Genomic DNA, 2102 nt, shown 5'->3' on the forward strand with positions numbered 1-2102 from the left:
GCGTTGGGGGCATCGGCCATGCGGGGGGCGGCGGTCTCGGGGACTGTGACGCCGGGTGGAGTTGTGTCGCCGTCGCCCGTGACGCAGCCGCCCGTGACACGTTCGGCGGCGTCGCCTTCGCCTTCGGCGTCGGCTGACGCGGCTTCGCCAACCCCGGGGCCGCAGCGGTCGGCCTCGCGGGGGACGGTTGCGCGCGGTTCAGCTTCGTTGGGTTTGGCGACGCCGAGTGGGTCATCGTCACCGTTGCACGTATCGCGCACGGTTGCGTCGGCGTCGGCTGGCGCGGCTTCGCCGCTTCCAGCGCCATCGCGGTCCGCCACGGGGGAAGCCGTCTCGCCGGGCACGACCTCGCCCAGCTCGGCTGCGTCGGGCCCGTCTACGCCGGGTGATTCATCGTCACCGTTGCACGCGTCGCGCGCGGCCTCACCACCTTCGGCATCTGCCGGTGCGGCTTCACCAAATCCGGCACCATCACGACCGGCCTCGCAGGGAACGGCTTCGCGCGGTTCAGCTTCGTTGGGTTCGGCTGCGCCGGGTGGGTCACCGTCACCATCGCACGCGTCCCGCGCGGCCTCGCCACCATCGGCACCGACCGGTGCGGCTCGACCAACTCCGGCACCGGCACGGTCCGCCACGGGCCGAGCCGTCTCACCCAGCACCGCGTCACCGTTGCACGTCTCGCGCACGGTCTCATCGCCTTCGGCATCTGCTGGCGCGGCTCCACCGACTCCGGCGCCATCACGACCGGCCTCACAGGGGACGGCTTCGCCCGGTTCGGCCTCGTCGCGTTCGGCTGCGTCGGGCCCGGCTACGCCGGGTGGGTCATCGTCACCATCGCACGCGTCCCGCGCGGCCTCGCCACCATCGGCACCGACCGGTGCGGCTCGACCAACTCCGGCACCGGCACGGTCCGCCACGGGCCGAGCCGTCTCACCCAGCACCGCCTCCCCCAGCTCGGCTCCGTCGGGTCCGACAACGCCGGGTGGGACCGCGTCACCGTTGCACGTCTCGCGCACGATCTCGTCGCCTGCGGCGTCGGCTGACGCAGCTTCGCCAACTCCGGCGCCAGCGCGACCGGCCTCGCACGGGACGGCTTCGCCCGGCACGGCCCCGCCACCTTCGGCACCGGCCGGTGCGGCCTCACCAACTCCGGCACTGGCGCGGCCCGCCACGGGGCGAGCGATCTCACCCGGCTCGGCTCCGTCGGGTCCGGCAACGCCGGGTGGGATCGCGTCACCGTTGTACGTCTCGCGCGCGGTCTCATCACCTGCGCCGTCGGCTGACGCGGCTTCGCCAACTCCGGCGCCAGCGCGACCGGCCTCGCACGGGACGGCTTCGCCCGGTTCGGCCCCGTCGCGTTCGGCTGCGTTGGGTCCGTCTACGCCGGGTAAGTCACCGTCACCATCACACGCGTCGCGCACGGCCCCGCCACCTTCGGCACCAGCCGGTGCGGCCTCACCAACTCCGGCACTGGCGCGGCCCGCCACGGGGCGAGCGATCTCACCCGGCTCGGCTCCGTCGGGTCCGGCAACGCCGGGTGGGATCGCGTCACCGTTGTACGTCTCGCGCGCGGTCTCATCACCTGCGGCATCGGCTGACGCGGCTTCGCCAACTCCGGCGCCAGCGCGACCGGCCTCGCACGGGACGGCTTCGCCCGGCACGGCCTCGCCGCGCTCGGCTGCGTCGGGTCCGTCTACGCCGGGTGGGTCCTCGTCACCATCGGACGCGTCCCGCGCGACCTCGTCACCTTCGGCATCGGCCGGTGCGGCTTCGACAACACCGGCACCTTCGCGACCGGCCCCGCAGGGCACCGCCTCACCTCGTTCGGCTACGCCGGATACCGCGACCCCGGATAAGACCGCGTCCCCACCGCACGCCTCGCGCGCGGTCCCACCGCCTTCCACGACACCCGGCGCCACGTCGCCGACTTCGACGCCACCACCCCCTGCCACGCGCGGAGCCGTCGTCCCCCGGGGTACGGCTACGTCAGGCTCAGCAACGCCGACCACCCCCGTGTCACGCCCCGCATCGTCGCCTCTGACGCCGTCGCCCTCGACCTCGCGGACGGCGCCCTCGGCCATGCCAGGTGGGGCTTCCACGCC

General features: G+C 74.1%; 1 protein-coding gene. It reads right to left on the reverse strand.

The genetic code is table 11. The features are described 5' to 3' along the window. Positions 1–2081 (reverse strand): hypothetical protein (locus tag AB8Z36_RS37545; protein ID WP_369217858.1); only part of this gene is annotated, 2081 nt, incomplete at its 3' end. Positions 2082–2102 lie beyond the last annotated feature (21 nt).

The organism is Streptomyces flavofungini (genome assembly GCF_041028215.1).
GTDB classification, from domain to species: Bacteria; Actinomycetota; Actinomycetes; order Streptomycetales; family Streptomycetaceae; genus Streptomyces; species Streptomyces flavofungini_B.